Consider the following 18,014-nt stretch of genomic DNA (forward strand, 5'->3'; position numbering starts at 1 on the left):
GTTATTAGAGTTGTCGCAAGGAGGAAATTTCGCATGAGTGAAAATGGTACGAGCAATGAAAGCAATGACATGCTCAACGCTTTAAACAGCGTTGAAGAAGTCAAGATTGGTGATGTTGTTAAGGGTGAAATCTTAGCAATTGACGAAGACCAACAATTAATCGTCGGAATCGGCGAAACGGGCATCGAAGGTGTCGTTCCTAAAAAAGAAATCATGGCTGATAACGATCAACCATTTAAAGTCGGTGACGTCTTAGATCTTGTTGTTGTTTCCAAGATTGGAAACGATAAGGAAGGCGGAAGTTACCTGTTATCACAACGTCGGCTTGCACAACGTCAGGTTTGGGATGATATTCAAAAGGCATTCGAAGCTGGCGAAACAATCACAGCCCCAGTAACCCAAGTGGTTAAGGGTGGACTTGTTGTTGACGCTGGCGTTCGTGGTTTTGTACCTGCATCAATGGTTTCGGATCACTTTGTTGAAGATTTAAACCAATTCAAGGGTCAAAACCTTGAATTTAAGATCATTGAAGTGAACCCAGCCGAAAACCGGTTGATCTTAAGTCACCGGGCAATCGTACAGGCTGAACGTGAAGAAAAGAAGCAAGAATTGATGGCAACCTTGGCTGCCGGCGATGTTGTTGAAGGAACCGTAGCTCGCTTAACTAACTTCGGGGCCTTCGTTGACCTCGGTGGTGTTGATGGGTTAGTTCACGTTTCTGAAATTTCATACGACCGGGTTAACAAGCCAACTGACGTCTTAAAGACTGGTGAAAAGGTCACCGTTAAGGTTCTTTCCATCGATCCAGATCGGGACCGGATCTCATTATCAATCAAGCAAACACTCCCATCTCCATGGGATGGAATTGAAGACAAGGCTGCCGTTGGTACTGTTCTTGAAGGAACGGTTAAACGCTTAGTTGACTTTGGGGCCTTCGTTGAAGTCTTCCCAGGTGTCGAAGGTCTGGTTCATATTTCCCAGATTTCACACAAACACATTGATAACCCATCTGACGTGTTATCAGTTGGCGATAAGGTGCAAGTTAAGGTCTTAGACGTACGTCCTGAAGATCACCGACTTGGCTTATCCATGAAGGCTTTGGAAGAAGCTCCTGAAGGGGCTGATGAAGAAGAAAGCCACAGCAACAATAACAGTAATCGCAGTGAAAGCCACCGGAACAGTGGACGGTCTAACAACCGTCGCAGCAACAACAACCGGTCACGTTCACGTGAAACTTCAATTGCTAACGCTCCAGAAGAATCAACCGGATTTACTTTGGGTGATTTGATTGGTGACGCATTGAAGAACGATGATGACGATAACGACAACGACTAATTCGATTTAGTTATTGTGTGAATCGCATATGATATGATGAAAGGGAGGACAAACGCTTTCGCGTGTGCCTCCCTTTCGTTAGTTTACGACTAAATATCAACGATAAACAGAAAGTGAGGGGAAAAGTATGGCAGATCCAATTGTAGCAATTGTTGGCCGACCAAACGTTGGTAAGTCAACGTTATTTAACCGGATTGCTGGTGATCGGATTTCGATTGTTGAAGATACGCCGGGGGTTACCCGTGACCGGATTTATACCCATGCTAATTGGCTGGGACATGACTTTCGAATGATTGATACCGGTGGAATTGAAATTGGCGATGAACCCTTTGTGACTCAAATTCAGGCGCAGGCCGAAGTCGCCATCGATGAAGCAGATGTCATCGTCTTCGTTGTCAGTGCCCGTGAAGGACTAACGGACGCTGATGAAAAGGTTGCTAAAATTCTCTACCGGTCGGATAAACCTGTGGTGTTAGCCGTTAATAAAGCGGATAACCTTGAAATGCGGGAGGATATTTATGACTTTTATTCGCTTGGATTCGGGGACCCGTATCCCATTTCCAGTGTCCACGGAACCGGGGTTGGGGATCTTTTAGATGCTGTTATTGATGGATTTCCTGACGAAGAAAAACAGGAAGAGGATCACTCGATTCGGTTTAGCCTTATTGGTCGTCCCAACGTCGGTAAATCATCGTTAGTCAATAAGATGCTTGGTGAGGATCGGGTGATTGTGTCAAACATCGCTGGGACCACCAGGGACGCCATTGACACTAAGTTTACGGCTGACGGTAGTGAATTTACCATGGTGGATACCGCTGGGATTCGGAAGCGGGGGAAGGTTTACGAAAATACTGAACGTTACTCCGTGATGCGGGCCATGAAGGCGATTGATGAATCCGATGTCGTCTTAGTTGTTTTAAACGCAGAGGAAGGCATTCGGGAGCAGGATAAGAAGGTCGCGGGTTATGCTCACGAAGCGGGCCGGGGAATTATTATCGTTGTGAACAAGTGGGATGCCTTAAAGAAGGATACGCATACGATCGATGATTTTGAAGCCTTTATACGGCAGCAGTTTGAGTATCTAAGCTACGCACCGATCGTCTTCGTTTCGGCAAAAACCGGGCAGCGGTTGGATCGGTTGCCAGCGATGATTAAACGCGTCTCCGAGAACCATAATAAACGGGTTCAGTCATCAACGCTGAATGACGTGATTATGGACGCCATTGCCCTGAACCCAACGCCGTCCGTCAACGGCAAACGACTGCGGGTATACTATGCCACCCAAGTTGCAGTTGGGCCGCCAACCTTTATTGTGTTCGTGAACGATCCCGAAATGATGCATTTTTCGTACGAACGGTTCCTGGAAAATCAGATTCGGGCCCACTTCGATTTTGAGGGTACGCCAATTCACCTGATTGAGCGCGCCCGAAAGTAGGCGTTATGACGCGTAAGCCGGCGGTTTTAGTTGAAATTACGGCCAAATTAGTTAAAATGTGGTCAAATTCACTGACTTTTTGATAAAAACCGCTAAAACCCTTGATAGAATAGGCTTCGTGTGCTATCTTTGATTAAGAAATGATACGACAGGTCGTTATTATTTCATCGCTTTCAACAGGGTTGAAGGTGATCCTAAGATTGGTGATTCGTCATCACTCTTCACTGGGAGGTGAATTTGACATGGCAAACAAGGCACAATTAGTTAACGATGTTGCAACTGCAACTGGTTTAACCAAGAAGGATGCAACTGCTGCAGTTGATGCAGTGTTTGATTCTATCCAAGCTACTTTAGCTGAAGGCGAAAAGGTACAACTTATCGGCTTTGGTAACTTCGAAGTACGTGAACGCGCCGCTCGTAAGGGCCGCAACCCACAAACTGGAGAAGAAATTCAAATTCCTGCAAGCAAAGTCCCTGCATTTAAGCCAGGTAAGGCTTTGAAGGATGCTGTTAAATAAAGTTCTCTTTATTGACAGTTGTGGCCAGTGCGGCGTAATGTCGGGCTGGCTTTTTGTATCCATAAAACAATCAAGGGGGAATGGCAGATGAGCTATGCCGAACAGGCCCTAGATCAACTGGAAAAGGGGCAACTTGACGACTTTAAAAAGGCTTACAATTCAGCACTTCGTCATGATGATGATGAAACGCTGTTTAGTTTGGCCGAAGAACTATATGGACTGGGATTTTTAAACCAGTCCCGGCGAATTTATGAAAAATTGCTCAAACAGTACCCTGACGAAGATGAACTGCGGACTAACTTGGCTGACATTGCCATTGATGAAGATAAAACGGACGTAGCGCTTGATTACCTTAATCAAATTAAGCCAGAGTCAACGGCGTACGTCCAGGCGCTGCTAGTCTCTGCCGATTTGTACCAAACTCAGGGACTATTTGAGGTCAGTCAGCAAAAGCTCTTAGAAGCGCAGGATATAGCTCCTGAAGAGCCCGTTATTACGTTTGCCTTAGCCGAACTTTACTTTAACATGCGGGAATTTAATCGGGCCGTTCCCCTATACCTCGACCTCATCAAATCCGGCGTAACCAACCTGTCGCGGGTGAATCTCGTCGAACGGCTGGGGGTTTCGTATGCCGAGGCGGGCCGATTTGAACAGGCCATCGGATATTTGGAGCAAATTCACGAGGGGGATATGACTCCCGACGTGCAGTTTGAACTTGGGTTTACCTACCTCCAACTAGAGGATTTTGAGCGGGCTGCTAAGGTGTTAGGTGCCCTGCAAGAAAGCGACAGTCAGTACTCGTCCCTATATCCGTACTTGGGGATGGCACTGGAACAGTTAAATCAACTAGATGAAGCCTTAAAAATGGTTCAAGTCGGTTTAGGTGTCGACCAATATAACGAGAAGCTGTGGCGGCAGGCTGCCCACTTAGCGACCCGGGTGAGTGATGAAAGCCTAGCTGAAACATACCTTAAGAAGGCCACGGAACTTGATCCAGATGACCTCACAGCGGCACTAGAGTTAAGCAACCTCTACGTGAAGCAGGGTCGGTGGCAAGAAACCATTGACCTATTGTTAGCGGATACCGCGTCGGACGACTTAGATCCCCAGTTTTTCTGGAACCTAGCGACCGCCTATACGCATGAAGAACAATATGAACAGGCAGCTAAGTACTATGATGAGGCCCGACCATACTTTATGGACCAGCCCGACTTCTTAAAGCCAGCCATTTATTTCTACCGTGAGATGGGGCAGACTGACGTTGTTCGCGAACTGCTGTCGCGTTATGTTCAGCTGGTTCCTGACGATGAAGAAATGCAGTATATGTGGGAAGCCTACGAAAACTAACGTTGGAACGGGAAACCATACTAAAAGGATCAATGAAATCTGAATGATTTCATTGATCCTTTTAGTATGGTTAGTCCATTTTTGCTAACAACTGTTGGTAATAGGTTAGGGAGGTCGGGTCCAGCCGCAATTGATCGGCTAGCGCCATGTTGCTCAATGTCCGGTGGGTCCGAAGAAAATTAAGCACGTAACTTCGGTATAACTTACTGGGCGCCAATGAAAAACCAACGTATGCTTCGTCTGATTTTAGGTATTTATGCAGGCCAGGGAGAGTGAGATGGGGATCAGCACTAAACCGTTGCTTTAAAAACCAGTCGTCGGATTGCTGCTTGACTTGGATGGGAGCCAAAAACTGATTAAATTGGTTGAAAAAAGGCTGGTTAACTTTCATCCATGGATCATTTTGGTGGGTTGCAGCAAATCCCGGTGTTAGAAATTCGTCACTCGTAAAACCCTGACTAGATAGCAGCAGGGTTAGTCGCGTATACCAGGCTAATTGGTCGTCCCTGAGCAGGGCGTCCAACTGATATAGCCAAGTAATGGTTGCCGCTAAATTAGTTTCTAAGGGTTGATGAGCCAGTGTCAGGGTGGGTAAGTGGGGCGTTTTACCGTTAAGAAATAGGAACTTAAAGTAGGTAGTTAACTGGGAACGAATCCGGTTATAGGTGGAGTTTTCAATGTGACGTTTGGTTTGAAGCATCATCAGGTAGTCCTCGAGGTCACGATCTAGCAGGGTGGCAACCCGATGGTCACTTTGGTAGCCCGTGTTGAATTCGGAAAGGTAATGAAATAAATCGGCTAGGGTGGCACTGTAATCACGAATTGTAATTTCTTTTCGGCCCCGCCGCATTAATTCGGCTTCAAACGAATCTTGGTAGGGATAATGAGTGGTCATGAAATCCGCCTCCAATGTTTAAAAGTTCATTCTTACTTTAACTTAAATTATAACACAAAAAAGGTGACCGCAAACCCCGCGGTCACCAAACCCCTAAAGAACTTAACTATTTTTATGCTTAAATAACCGACGTTGGGGAACTTGATAGGAAAAACCTTCACCAATGGCTTGGTGAACGTCGTTAATTGTAACGAAGGCCTGCTCATCATACCGAGCAATGATTAACCGCAGCGTATGAAGTTCGTTTGGCGCAATCACAACGTAAATCATTTTTCGCTCAGCGTGCGAATACCCACCTTCAGCTTCGATTAAACTCACGCCACGTTCCAACTCATCCATAATTGCATTTGTAATTTCCTGATAGTTTTTACTGACAATGTAGATCCCCTTAGCGGAATAAGCGCCATCTTGGATGACATCAACTAGGTGAGCAAAAATATAGGAATAAATTAGAGTGTACGCCATGTGAAAAATATCAATATAAACAAGTGACAGGAGTAAAACGAGCACATCAACGGCCAGTAGGGTGCGACCCATGGGAATTCCCCTAAACCGTTCTAAAAGCCGGGCAATGATATCAGTTCCACCCGTTGTCCCCCCGTAACGATACACAACCCCGCTCCCTAATCCTCCGATTAGACCGGCCCCTAAAGCGGCTAATAAGAGGTCGTTATGTAAGTCAATTTGGATGGGAATCCGCTGCCAAATCCATAACCAAGCCGCCAACATTGCGGTTCCGTAGACGGTATAAATGAGGGATCGCCGTCCGAGGTAGCGGTAACCAATCCATATAAGGGGCAAGTTAATGATTAACGTTGAGTAGGCGGGATCAATATGCCAAAGAGAGCGTAAAATCAACGTAATCCCGGTAACGCCGCCATCCGCTAAGTGGTTAGCAATATTAAAGTAAACGAGCCCGAAAGCATACATTGCGGTCCCAATTCCAATCATTAGGAAATCAAGGGACCGGACGGACTCCTCCTTTTTCTTTTCTTTAATTGTTTGTGACATAAAATACCTCCCGGCAAGATGATTGATAGTCCCATCATAGCACAGCTTCAATGGTGATCCTATTTTGGAATTCGATTTCCATGATAATCGAGAATCTGTTAAGATAAAAGGGAAAATAAGTTAGTTTGTTTGTTAGTTTGGCGAGATAAAAGAGGGTGAAGATAGGATGAAATTAGAAGAGTTGCCAATTGAATTTGAACAGGCCCGGCCTGTGTTACAAACCCTTGAATCAGCTGGCTTTGAAGCCTACTTCGTGGGCGGGTGTGTCCGAGATACCATTTTAGGCAAACCGCTGCATGACGTGGATATCGCCACCAGTGCCTATCCAGAAGAGGTTAAACGGTTATTTAGCCGGACGGTGGATACTGGAATCGATCATGGAACCGTCATGATTTTAGACCATGGCACAGGATACGAAACGACGACGTTTCGGTCTGAGTCAACGTACACCGATTTTCGACGGCCGGATGAGGTCACCTTTGTCCGTGATTTAGCGGAAGATTTAAAGCGACGGGATTTTACGATCAATGCATTGGCCATGAAGGAAGACGGCACCGTTATTGACTTGTTTAATGGTCTAGCCGACTTGGAACACCACGTCATCCGGGCCGTGGGCAACCCAGAGGAACGCTTTCACGAAGATGCATTACGCATGATGAGGGCGGTCCGGTTTGCGTCCCAATTAGCCTTTAACATCGAGCCAGAAACTCAGCAGGCTATTAAGGATAATGCAGCATTACTAACTAAAATTGCTGTCGAACGAATTCAAGTCGAACTCATTAAACTCTTAACGGGAAAGGCTCCCCAAATGGGATGGAGCCCCTTTATGCAAACGAATCTGGCGACTTATTGTCCAACCTTTGCTGCGTATCCCGCCGGCCTTTCCCGAATTTCCAACCGGTTGACCCAAGCCTGTCCCGATGAATTATCAGCTTGGACCTTACTTGCGACGGCTTTTCAATTAACTAGTACGGAAACGGCCGGTTTTATGCGGACTTGGAAGACGTCTAACGTGTTAAACCAGGCCGTAGTGCTGGCTACGAAGGCTGCCGAAACCTTACTTCAAGAATCACTAGCGACGACAATGCTGTACCGGACGGGGCGGGCGAACCTTCTTGCGGCTAACTTTGTTGCACACGAATTAGGTGCCCCAGACCGTCAACCTGAACTCGAACAAGCCTATGACGAGCTTCCGATTAAAACCAAAAAAGAATTAGCAATTACGGGACGCGACCTCATTCAGACCGGAATTCAACCGGGTCCGCAGCTGGGACAGATCTTAGCCAACCTAGAGCAGCAGGTCGTTTTGGGACAGATAGCCAACGATCCAACCCAGCTATTAGCTGCCGCTAAACAAACTGATTAATAAGAGAGTGAATTTATGCAAACATTGCGCGCTAACCATCTTCACCGAACCTATGGTGAAAAAACACTATTTGAAGATTTAAACTTTATCATTAACGAAAACGACCGAATTGGGTTAATCGGGGTCAACGGCACGGGAAAAACGTCCCTGCTTAACACCTTAGCCGACGAGGTTCTGGATCAGTCTGGCGACATTGAGACCCCTAAGGATTATTCCATCGGTTATCTCAAACAGGTCCCTGAATTAGACCCTAACCTTTCAGTTATGGATGCTGTTTTTGCGGGATCCCAATCTGTTTTCAAAACCATTCGCTACTACCAGAAGGTTTTGGCCGATTACGGAAATCATCCGGATGATCCAAAGCTGCAGCAAAAATACGCGGATGCTGAAGCCCGGATGAATGAAGAAGATGCCTGGACCGCTGAAAGTGACGTTAAAACTATTCTAACGCAGCTTAAAATTACGAACCTAGATCAAAAGGTTGGCACACTTTCCGGGGGCCAGCTTAAACGGGTCGGATTAGCGCAGGTGCTCATCCAAGCCCCCGATTTACTATTGTTAGATGAACCGACGAACCACTTGGATTTTGATTCCATTGATTGGTTAGAAAGCTACTTAGCTACCTATAAGGGTGCATTGCTAGTGGTTACTCATGACCGTTACTTCTTAGACCAAATTGCCAATCAAATATGGGAATTGTCGTTTGGAAGCTTATACACGTACGCAGGAAACTATCAGGATTACGTCAGTGAAAAGGCCAGTCGGTTGGATTTAGAAGAGGCTGCGGAACGAAAACAACAGAAATTATATAAGCAGGAACTCGCTTGGATGAAGGCCGGGGCTAAAGCTCGGTCTACCAAACAGAACGCGCGGATTAACCGGTTTAACGAAATCGAAGGCAGTCTGGGAACCCGACAGGTAGACCATGACGTCGCCATCAATCTAGGTCAACAGCGACTCGGTAAAAAAGTAATTGAGTTAAAAAATGCTAACCTGATGTTTGATAATAAAGTCATTTTGAATGATTTTAGTGAGTTAATTCAGGGTGGCGAACGAATTGGAATTAGCGGTGAAAATGGGGCCGGTAAATCCAGCTTACTCAACGTAATTGCGGGTAATCTCACCTTGGATTCAGGGACGATTGAGATTGGTGAAACCGTTAAGATGGCGTACTATACCCAGCAAATTGAGGAAATTCCCGGGGATAAACGCATGATTAACTACTTGAATGATGTTGCGGATCATGTGACGAATAAAAACGGTGAAACGGTCAGTGCGGCCGAACTTCTGGAACAGTTCTTATTCCCTCGATTTATGCATGGAACTCTCATACGAAAGCTATCCGGGGGTGAAAAACGGCGGCTTTACCTCCTCAAATTATTGATGGGGCAACCCAACGTCCTGTTACTGGATGAACCGACCAATGACCTTGATATTAGTACGTTAACCGTATTGGAAAACTACGTCCAAAATTTCAACGGAACCGTCATCACAGTTTCCCATGATCGTTACTTTCTCGATAAAGTTGCTGACCGAATTTTAATGTTTGACGGCAACGGTAAAATTGACCGGTATAGTGGTCAATTTACGGATTTACTAACTAAGCGGGCTCAAAAACCAGCCGCGGATGACAGTAAGACCGAAAAGAAAGCGAAGGGAAAGCCTAAGGCCAAGCCAGCGGAAAAGGTGAAATTAACCTATGCCGAACAGCAGGAATGGGACGGGATCGAATCAGTCATTGACCAGCTTGAAACTAAGAAGGCCGAAATTGAAGCTGACATGAGCCAAAATGGCATGAATTACGATAAGTTGGCTGATTTACAACAGCAGTTAGAACAAGTGGATGCCGACATTGACGATAAGATGGCTCGCTGGGATTATTTAAGTCAGTACGTCAATTAGAAGGGTGGTTTTACCGTGTTAGAAGACGCCTATTTACAGTTAGAAGAAGATGTTTTAACCCGGGGGCATCAGAAGGGTGATCGGACAGGGACGGGAACGTTAAGCCTATTCGGTTACCAAATGCGCTTCGATCTTAGTCAAGGATTTCCATTATTGACGACCAAAAAAGTGCCGTTCGGACTAATCAAAAGCGAATTACTTTGGTTTTTGAAGGGTGATACCAACATTCGATTTTTATTAGAGCACCACAACCATATTTGGGATGAGTGGGCCTTCGAAAAATGGGTGACTTCTGATGAATATACCGGTCCAGATATGACGGACTTTGGGCACCGCCATTTGACGGATGCGGTCTTTAATGAACAATATCAAACGCAAAAACAACTCTTTTGCGATCAAATTTTAGCTGACGACCATTTTTCCGCTAAATACGGCGATTTAGGGCTGGTTTACGGCAGCCAATGGCGGGCGTGGAAAACCAGTCGGGGAGAGACCATCGATCAATTAGGGAATGTGATTGAAACCATTAAGAATAATCCGGATTCCCGGCGGATGATTGTCTCTGCATGGAATCCAGAAGATGTCCCAACCATGGCGCTGCCACCGTGTCACACCTTATTCCAGTTTTACGTTAACGATGGTAAACTGAGCTGTCAGCTTTATCAGCGGAGTGCGGACATCTTTTTAGGGGTCCCCTTTAACATTGCCAGCTACGCCCTTTTGACCTCACTCATTGCGAAGGAATGTGGGTTAATGCCCGGTGAGTTTGTCCATACGTTAGGGGATGCCCACATTTATTCCAACCACATTGAACAGGTGAAGACTCAACTGCAACGGACACCGCACGCCGCACCGACCCTCTGGTTAAATCCCGATAAGGAAAGTATTTTTGACTATGATATGACGGACATTAAAATTCAAAATTACGACGCTTACCCCGCCATTAAGGCACCGGTAGCGGTATAGGGAGGACTGACATGTTAGCATTTTTATGGGCCGAGGATGCGGAAGGCGGAATTGGCAAGGACGGACAACTCCCATGGAGTTTAAGCGACGATATGGCTTTTTTTAAGCAAACTACGGTGGGCAATACCATTGTTGCGGGCACTAAAACCTACGCCAGTTTTCACCGACCACTTCCCAACCGAACAAACATTGTTTTAACCCATCAATCCGACGACCAATTTCCAGACGGAGTCATCGTCTGTCATACCGTACCGGAGTTATTAAAGGTCACTGAGGCCAGTGAAACACCCGTGTACGTCGTTGGCGGGGCGGACATTTTTTCCCAGTTGATGCCGTATGCGACGGATCTGCTTCGGACCAAAATTGAAGCCACCTATGGTAGTGATACTTTCATGTCGCCCATTAACTATGAAGACTTTGACCTATTAGCGAGTCAAACGGTTGCTGCCACCGAGAGTGACCCAGAGCATACGTTTGAGCATTGGCGCCGGCGCTAGTAAGATTGAATGAAATCCAGTATAAAGTCTGTTATACTGGTCATATCCTGTTGATCGGATCGATTAATAGAAATTCGCTTGATAAGCGATTTACAATAAGCCAGAAAGAGTGGTAATTGAACCGATGTCTAGAATTAAAATTGTGACAGATTCTTCCGCCGGCTTAACGGATGAAGAAGTAAAAGAAAATAACATCACGATTGTTCCCCTGACCGTTATGGTTGATGGGACCATCTACGTTGAACGTGAATCAATTACAAACGATGAATTTATAACAAAAATGGAAACGGCTAAAGCACTACCCAAAACCAGTCAACCCTCACTGGGGGCCTTTGTTGAAACGTTTGATCGGCTTGGCGAAGATGGCAGCAGTGTCATCTGTATTGACATGTTAGAAGCCATCAGTGGAACTGTTCATGCGGCTGAGCAAGCAGCAACCCTATCAAAGACAGACGTAACCGTAATTGATAGTCAGACCACCGACCGAGCACTGGCCTTTCAAGTTCTTGAAGCCGCAAAGTTAGCCAATGAAGGGGCAGACAAACAAACTATTATTGATGCCGTTGCTAAGGTACGGGACCATACCAAGCTTTACATGGGGATCGTTAACTTAGATAACATCGTTAAGGGGGGCCGTTTAAGTAAGGCTGCCGGGGCTATCACTTCACTTTTGAACATTAAAATTGTGCTGGAAGTAACTGATGGTGAACTCAAAATTCGTTCTAAGGGCCGGGGAATGAAGAACATCAAGAAATACTTTGATAAGGTGATTGATCAAATGGCCCATACCCCCAATATCCGTCAAATTGGGATTTCTCACGCGGATGGGCTGGATTCGGCTAACAAACTGGCTGAACGATTGGCACCGTTATTCCCAAACGTTAATATTTTAGTTCGGGAAACGGTTCCTATTATTGCCACCTACGCTGGGGTGGGTGCCTTCGCGTTAATGTATGAAACTGACCCAACTGCATAAGTACGCAGTTAAAAAGCTACGGGTAACCACATTCATGATGGTAACCCATAGCTTTTTTAATTTTTTGTTTTGTTTGATTCGTTTTTTTACACTTCGAAAGCGGACTGGGTTAAAGTGAGTGGTAAATTGAAACCCTTAGATAAGGAGCGAACAAGATGCGATTTAAAGAGAATTTTGCGATTGCGGGAATCTTTGTCGCAGTGATAGGAGTCGTATTTGGGGCCTTACTGGTTTTTCATCCCGGACGAACAACTAATCAGGTAACTTCCAAGACGGAACCGACTCACGTCCAAGCGGCAACGCTAACGGCACTCGGTGATTCTTTAACCTATGGGACCGGGGATCCAACTAATGCTGGCGGCTATGTCAGTCGCATTAAAACGAAGGAACAAAAGGCCCATCAGATTAAGCTGACAACGCATAACGAAGGTAAAGCGGGGGACCGGAGCGATCAGATCGACACCCGGCTACTTCAAACACCAAGTATCCAAAAAAACGTTAGGACAGCGAATGTGATTACCTTAACGGTTGGCGGAAATGATCTTTTGCAAACGTTGATGGCCCATTCAAGTATGTCTGCCGATTCAGACGTTACCCAGACCATTGCTAAAAATCGCCAGCAGTACCAAACCCGGTTAACTAAGTTAATGCGGGATATCCGGCACTATAATCCCAATGCGCCCATATTTGTATTTAGTATCTATAATCCGTTGTACGTTTATTTTGCAAACGTATCCGCAATTTCTACTGCGGTCTCAGAATGGAATTCAACGACGCAAGCGGTACTTAACCAGCAGTCGAATACCCACTTTGTATCCATTGACCGGCAATTGTCCCACGGGCAGTACCAAACAACCAGTGAACAGCAAAAGCTTGTGGCGCAGGATAAACGGGAAAATAGCGGCACCGTTAACTTAAGTGAAGTCGAAGCGGCTGCCCAAAAGAATCAAAATACTGAACGTAATACGTACTTATCGACCACCGATCACTTTCACCCGAATTCTAAGGGCTACGATGTGATGGCCAACCAGTTATTCCAAGCAATGTCCAAGCACGACGCCTGGTCAATTAAGAAATAGGGGGATTGAATCTAATGAGAACTACGCCCACCCGTAATCGGTGGAAGCTGGCCTTTTTTACACTGTTAGGGGTCATTGTGGCTGTCATCCTATACTTGGGGTTGGTGGTCTTTTCCCCGGTTAATCAGCCGACTCCAGACCGGCAGACCCAAACGGAAAAAACGTCCTTTGACGTCTCACTGACCAAACAGCAGTTGAATGGACTGTCCACTTACTACCTGAACAAGCTACAAAAAGACCAGGACATGAAATATCATTTTAAAGTTACTGATCAGGCCGTTGTAACGGGGACGACAAAAATTCTGGGTGCAAACGTTAACTTTGTTTTAGTGATGACCCCAACCGTTCTACCGAATGGTAATATTCAATTAAAGGCCAAATCACTTTCGGCAGGATCACTACCAATTCCAATTAAACTGGTAATGACTTATATTTCCCATAACTATACCCTACCAAAGTGGGTAGCGTTAAATAGTCATGAAAAAACCATTACGCTTGATCTATCCCGGGTTGGTGGTAAAAACGGGGTTAATTACTCAGCTGAAAAAATTGATTTAAATGGTAAAGGACAGTTAGACTTTAAGGTAATTGTACCTAAGTAAGGAGGCCATTTATGGGCAGCATGACGTTTTATCAGTTCTTAATGACACAACGGAATCCTAATACTCAAGATGAGGTGGGGCAATTTGCCAATAACGCCTTTTATGATACGGAGTTTCCGAAGCAATCAACTGATTTTGATGAAGTTTCAAAATATTTAGAAGAAAATGCTCCTTATTTACCCTCAATGACCATTTTTGATGATGCCTGGCAATCCTATCAGGTGGTTCTTCAATAGGGGGGATTTTAAAAAGGCGACCGGCGAAATGAATTAACTCGCCAGCCGCCTTTTTAAAACCCAGTCATTATTTAGGTGCTGAAAAGGGAGTTGAATTTAATTTTCGGTATTCCTTTGGCGTTTGATGCATGTGCTCCTTAAATGTTTTACTAAAATAGGCGCTATTGTTGAATCCGGTCTGAAACGCAATATCAGTAATGGCGTCGGACGACTCCCGCAATAAGCGTTTAGCTTGCTCGAGACGGTAGGTCATTAAACAATCCATAGGGGTTTGATGACAAACAGTTTTAAAAATTCGGGTCGTTTCCCGTGGACTCAGTTGAATACAATCTGCAAGTTTTGAAAGTGTAATTTTCTCGGGGTAGTGACTGTAAATAAAGTTTAGAACCTGTTTGACCCGTTTATAAGGATAGTCATTTACCGAAGTCTGTTGGTTCTGAGATTGAACAATTTGCATTAATAATAACCAGGCTTGGGATAGTAAATCCCGAATTTCCATTTCCATATCTGGTTGTTCGTTCATGGACGTTAACCGTTTTAATAGCGCAATGAAGGCGTTATTCAGATCATTAACCGGCTTAATTACAATAACGTCAATATCATGATTTTTAAGGATCGGATCTAGATACTTCGTTTCAAAAATACTTCGATAATAGCCAGCTAAAAGGATCGGATGAAAGAGATGAGCGTGTTCAATTGCCTCCCCAGCTTCCGTTAGTCGGCCTTTCTTAGTCATCACATTAGTATTAATAAAGTAGGCCTCGCCCTGATTAATGTGATAGGTCCGTTTAGCCGTTTCGATTTTAATGCTCCCCCGGTAGGCGTAGTCAAGTTCCAATTCTTCATGCCAATGCCACGGAATAACGGTGTCGGTTAGGTGGCGTTCATGCATGGTATACGGAAACTCATAGGTAATCCCTTGAACCTTTTCCACTCCGTTCTTATCCTGTTCAAAGGCCAATGTCATTTTATAATCCCTCTCCTTAAATATAATAATTTCCCTAAAAGTGTCTTAATTATTATAGTCTATCGTCATAAAAATGATAGTCCATCAAAATTAATTTTGCTATGCTAGACCCACTGAATATTAGTAGGAGGACAAAAAATGAATAATTTAGAACTAAACAATGGCCAAACAATCCCGCAATTGGGGTTAGGCGTTTTTCTGGTGGAAAACGAAAGCGACCTTAAACAATCGATTTCTAACGCCCTAAATGACGGTTACCAGCATTTTGATACAGCTGCCATTTACCACAATGAAGCTGGGGTAGGCGAAGCACTTGCTGGAAGCGACATTCACCGGGACGACTTATTTATTACGTCGAAGGTTTGGAACCAACATACTACTTATGATGAAACAATTGCAGCGTTTCATGAATCCCTGAGAAAGCTCCAAACGGATTACCTTGATTTGTATCTCATTCACTGGCCAAGCGAAGGTTATCTTGAGAAGTGGCGGGCATTAGAAGATCTCTACCAAGACGGACTAGTGAAGTCCATCGGAGTATCCAACTTTGAAAAACCACATCTCGATAAGTTGTTAGCCTCAGCAAGGGTTAAGCCGGCCGTAGATCAAATTGAAACCCATCCGTACTTCCAACAAACGGAGCTACACGAGTACCTGACTAAATTGGGGATTGCACATGAAGCGTGGGGTCCCCTCGGACAGGGTAAAAGCGGGGTGATGTCGGATCCCGTGCTAACTACCATTGCGGCCCAGCATGGAAAGAGCGTTGCTCAAGTTATTTTACGTTGGCACTTACAGCGAAACACCATTGTGATTCCTAAGTCCATCCATGCCAAGCGAATTGCCGAAAACATTGATGTCTTTAATTTTAGCTTAACTCCCGGTGAAATGGAGCAGATTGCGCATTTAGATAAAAACCAGCGGGGGTCCGAAGATCCGAATAACGAAGTTTGGTTAACCAATTCTTTAACAATGAGCTAATCAAAGAATTCAAGAAGTCATCATTAAGATGACCAGAATTACAAAAAATAGAGAGAACGACTGGGTTCGATGTTTTTAATCGAATTTTGGTCGCTCTCTTTGTTTGGTTATCGGCCGCCTCGTTTTTCGGACTAATAGTTAGATTTTATGGGTTCAAACAATTTTTCTTTTGAACGATTGCGGCCAGCAGAGGGCCAATAAACATGTTAAAATGGAACGGACGTTAAGATAACGGGAAGTTAAAGGAGTTTACAAACTTATGGCAACAATTCAATGGTTCCCCGGTCACATGGCAAAGGCCATCCGGCAGGTAGAGGAAAATTTAAAACTGGTCGACATCGTGTTTGAGCTCGTGGATGCTCGGATTCCCGCATCATCTCGGAATCCAGAAATTGAACGGCTAATTAAGGATAAACCCCACTTGATTATTATGACTAAGATGGATTTAGCTGATCCGAGGGAAACTTCGGCGTGGTTGAGTTACTTTAAGTCCATTGGCCAACCCGCTATTGCGGTAGACTCACGAGCCAATATTACGGCAAAGCAAATCACTAAGATTACTGAGGGGATTTTAGCCGAAAAAATGGCCAACGAGCAACAAAAGGGGTTAAAGGAACGGCCAATGAGGGCCATGACCGTTGGGATTCCCAACGTCGGGAAGTCGACCCTACTTAACCACATCGTTAAAAAGAAGGTTGCCCCGGTTGGGGATCGTCCCGGGGTAACGAAGGGTCAGCAGTGGTTACGGTCAACTAAAAAGCTGGAACTTTTAGATACCCCCGGTATTTTATGGCCAAAATTTGATGATCAGATTATTGGCCAAAAATTGGCGTTGACGGGGGCCATTAAGGACAGCATTTATGCTAAGGATGACGTAGCATTATATGCGGTTCACTACTTCCGGCAGGCTCATCCCGCTGAATTTATGGCACGGTATAAGTTGTCGTCAGCGGATATGGATCAGTCTGACGTTGATTTACTCCTAACCCTAACTAAAAACATTGGGATGAAGGACGATTATTTGCGTTCCAGTGAACGGGTCATATTAGATGCTCGCCGTAGTAAAATTGCACCCTTTACCCTAGATCCTGTTCCAGAAGGTGAAATTAGTGAGTCAAAAACAACCAACAATTAATGAGGTCAAGCAGCAATTATTAGCCGTTATAAGCCTTGATGACCCGATTTTGACCAACTATGCAGCTGATGAACGAAAGGGCGTCCAGAGGGCCTTAAAACAGACTCAACAGCGCATTCAAACCGCACTGGACGCTGAGAAGGCCTTTCAAGCACGCCTCCGGTTTGAGCGCCGGTTTTGGTCCCGCCATGAAGTCGTAGCCGGTGTCGATGAGGTTGGTAGGGGCCCCTTAGCCGGGCCTGTGATTACAGCTGCGGTAATCTTACCCCATAACTTTGATGTACCGCTGGTGAATGATTCTAAGCAGCTAACCGAAAAAACGCGTGAGGCCTTGTACCCACAAATTCTGGCGCAGGCGGAAGCCGTTAGTATTGGAGTGGGTAGCAGCCAGTTAATTGACCAAATTAATATTTATGAGGCAACCCGGGTAGCCATGAAGCGGGCGGTAGATGGTCTAGCCATTCAGCCGACGCAACTCATTGTGGATGCCATGAACATCCCCATTGACATTGACCAGACCCGCTTAATTAAGGGGGATGCCAAAAGCGCTAGCGTTTCAGCGGCCAGTATTGTTGCGAAGGTATACCGGGATCACCTCATGGCCACCTATGATCAGATTTACCCCGGCTATGGGTTTGCCAGTAACGCAGGTTACGGTACGAAGACTCATTTATTAGGTTTAGCCAATTATGGGGTTACTCCAATTCACCGAAAGACATTTGAACCAGTTAAGAAACATTTACATGTGGGTAAATAAAAGGCGCCT

18 protein-coding genes are annotated in these 18,014 nt (G+C 45.2%); 15 read left to right on the top strand and 3 right to left on the bottom strand.

Translation table 11 applies throughout. The features are described 5' to 3' along the window. Positions 1 to 33: 33 nt before the first annotated feature. The 4 genes from rpsA to DCM90_RS01105 all read left to right on the top strand — a co-directional run bounded on the left by rpsA (position 34) and on the right by DCM90_RS01105 (position 4,635). Positions 34 to 1,335, top strand: a complete 1,302-nt coding sequence (gene rpsA / locus DCM90_RS01090) for a 30S ribosomal protein S1 (RefSeq protein WP_109249515.1) — start codon at positions 34 to 36, stop codon at positions 1,333 to 1,335. Positions 1,336 to 1,462: 127 nt separating this feature from the next. Continuing rightward, positions 1,463 to 2,770 (top strand): ribosome biogenesis GTPase Der, encoded by a 1,308-nt coding sequence (gene der / locus DCM90_RS01095; RefSeq protein ID WP_109249516.1) that lies wholly within the window; start codon positions 1,463 to 1,465, stop codon positions 2,768 to 2,770. A 242-nt stretch (positions 2,771 to 3,012) separates the two neighbouring features. Continuing rightward, entirely contained in the window at positions 3,013 to 3,288 is a 276-nt protein-coding gene (gene hbs, locus DCM90_RS01100; RefSeq protein ID WP_109249517.1) for a non-specific DNA-binding protein Hbs, read from the top strand. A gap of 87 nt (positions 3,289 to 3,375) precedes the next feature. Next, positions 3,376 to 4,635: a tetratricopeptide repeat protein gene (locus DCM90_RS01105; RefSeq protein ID WP_109249518.1), complete on the top strand. Its 1,260-nt coding sequence runs from the start codon at positions 3,376 to 3,378 to the stop codon at positions 4,633 to 4,635. 70 nt (positions 4,636 to 4,705) lie between these two features. On the opposite strand, the gene DCM90_RS01110 is transcribed toward DCM90_RS01105, so the two are convergent. Then, positions 4,706 to 5,530, bottom strand: a complete 825-nt coding sequence (locus tag DCM90_RS01110) for a site-specific integrase (protein WP_109249519.1) — start codon at positions 5,528 to 5,530, stop codon at positions 4,706 to 4,708. Between the two features lie 102 nt (positions 5,531 to 5,632). After that, positions 5,633 to 6,541 (bottom strand): YitT family protein, encoded by a 909-nt coding sequence (locus DCM90_RS01115; RefSeq protein ID WP_109249520.1) that lies wholly within the window; start codon positions 6,539 to 6,541, stop codon positions 5,633 to 5,635. Positions 6,542 to 6,707: 166 nt separating this feature from the next. Between DCM90_RS01115 and DCM90_RS01120 the strand changes: the two genes are divergently transcribed. The 8 genes from DCM90_RS01120 (at position 6,708) to DCM90_RS01155 (ending at position 14,165) form a co-directional block, all read left to right on the top strand. After that, positions 6,708 to 7,907, top strand: a complete 1,200-nt coding sequence (locus tag DCM90_RS01120) for a CCA tRNA nucleotidyltransferase (RefSeq protein ID WP_109249521.1) — start codon at positions 6,708 to 6,710, stop codon at positions 7,905 to 7,907. A gap of 15 nt (positions 7,908 to 7,922) precedes the next feature. Continuing rightward, positions 7,923 to 9,809, top strand: coding sequence for an ABC-F family ATP-binding cassette domain-containing protein (locus DCM90_RS01125; RefSeq protein ID WP_109249522.1), 1,887 nt, complete (start codon positions 7,923 to 7,925; stop codon positions 9,807 to 9,809). 15 nt (positions 9,810 to 9,824) lie between these two features. Next, the gene (locus DCM90_RS01130; protein ID WP_109249523.1) at positions 9,825 to 10,775 is read left to right on the top strand and encodes a thymidylate synthase; all 951 of its coding nucleotides are present in this window, start codon (positions 9,825 to 9,827) and stop codon (positions 10,773 to 10,775) included. A gap of 11 nt (positions 10,776 to 10,786) precedes the next feature. After that, positions 10,787 to 11,272, top strand: a complete 486-nt coding sequence (locus DCM90_RS01135; RefSeq protein ID WP_109249524.1) for a dihydrofolate reductase — start codon at positions 10,787 to 10,789, stop codon at positions 11,270 to 11,272. A 124-nt stretch (positions 11,273 to 11,396) separates the two neighbouring features. Next, complete coding sequence (locus DCM90_RS01140; RefSeq protein WP_109249525.1) at positions 11,397 to 12,248, top strand: DegV family protein; 852 nt, start codon at positions 11,397 to 11,399, stop codon at positions 12,246 to 12,248. 155 nt (positions 12,249 to 12,403) lie between these two features. Further along, entirely contained in the window at positions 12,404 to 13,327 is a 924-nt protein-coding gene (locus DCM90_RS01145) for an SGNH/GDSL hydrolase family protein (RefSeq protein ID WP_109249526.1), read from the top strand. 14 nt (positions 13,328 to 13,341) lie between these two features. Then, entirely contained in the window at positions 13,342 to 13,929 is a 588-nt protein-coding gene (locus DCM90_RS01150; RefSeq protein WP_109249527.1) for a YpmS family protein, read from the top strand. An 11-nt stretch (positions 13,930 to 13,940) separates the two neighbouring features. Then, entirely contained in the window at positions 13,941 to 14,165 is a 225-nt protein-coding gene (locus DCM90_RS01155; RefSeq protein ID WP_109249528.1) for a YozE family protein, read from the top strand. 67 nt (positions 14,166 to 14,232) lie between these two features. On the opposite strand, the gene DCM90_RS01160 is transcribed toward DCM90_RS01155, so the two are convergent. Further along, on the bottom strand, positions 14,233 to 15,132 hold the full coding sequence (locus DCM90_RS01160) for an AraC family transcriptional regulator (protein WP_109249529.1): 900 nt from the start codon (positions 15,130 to 15,132) through the stop codon (positions 14,233 to 14,235). 138 nt (positions 15,133 to 15,270) lie between these two features. Between DCM90_RS01160 and DCM90_RS01165 the strand changes: the two genes are divergently transcribed. From DCM90_RS01165 to rnhB, 3 genes are all read left to right on the top strand, one after another. Next, entirely contained in the window at positions 15,271 to 16,113 is an 843-nt protein-coding gene (locus DCM90_RS01165; RefSeq protein WP_109249530.1) for an aldo/keto reductase, read from the top strand. A gap of 259 nt (positions 16,114 to 16,372) precedes the next feature. After that, entirely contained in the window at positions 16,373 to 17,248 is an 876-nt protein-coding gene (gene ylqF / locus DCM90_RS01170; protein ID WP_109249531.1) for a ribosome biogenesis GTPase YlqF, read from the top strand. Beyond that, positions 17,223 to 18,005, top strand: a complete 783-nt coding sequence (rnhB, locus tag DCM90_RS01175; RefSeq protein ID WP_109249532.1) for a ribonuclease HII — start codon at positions 17,223 to 17,225, stop codon at positions 18,003 to 18,005. Before ylqF ends, rnhB begins: the two co-directional genes overlap by 26 nt. Positions 18,006 to 18,014: the final 9 nt, after the last annotated feature.

This window comes from Levilactobacillus bambusae (genome assembly GCF_003124125.1).
Classification (GTDB): Bacteria; Bacillota; Bacilli; order Lactobacillales; family Lactobacillaceae; genus Levilactobacillus; species Levilactobacillus bambusae.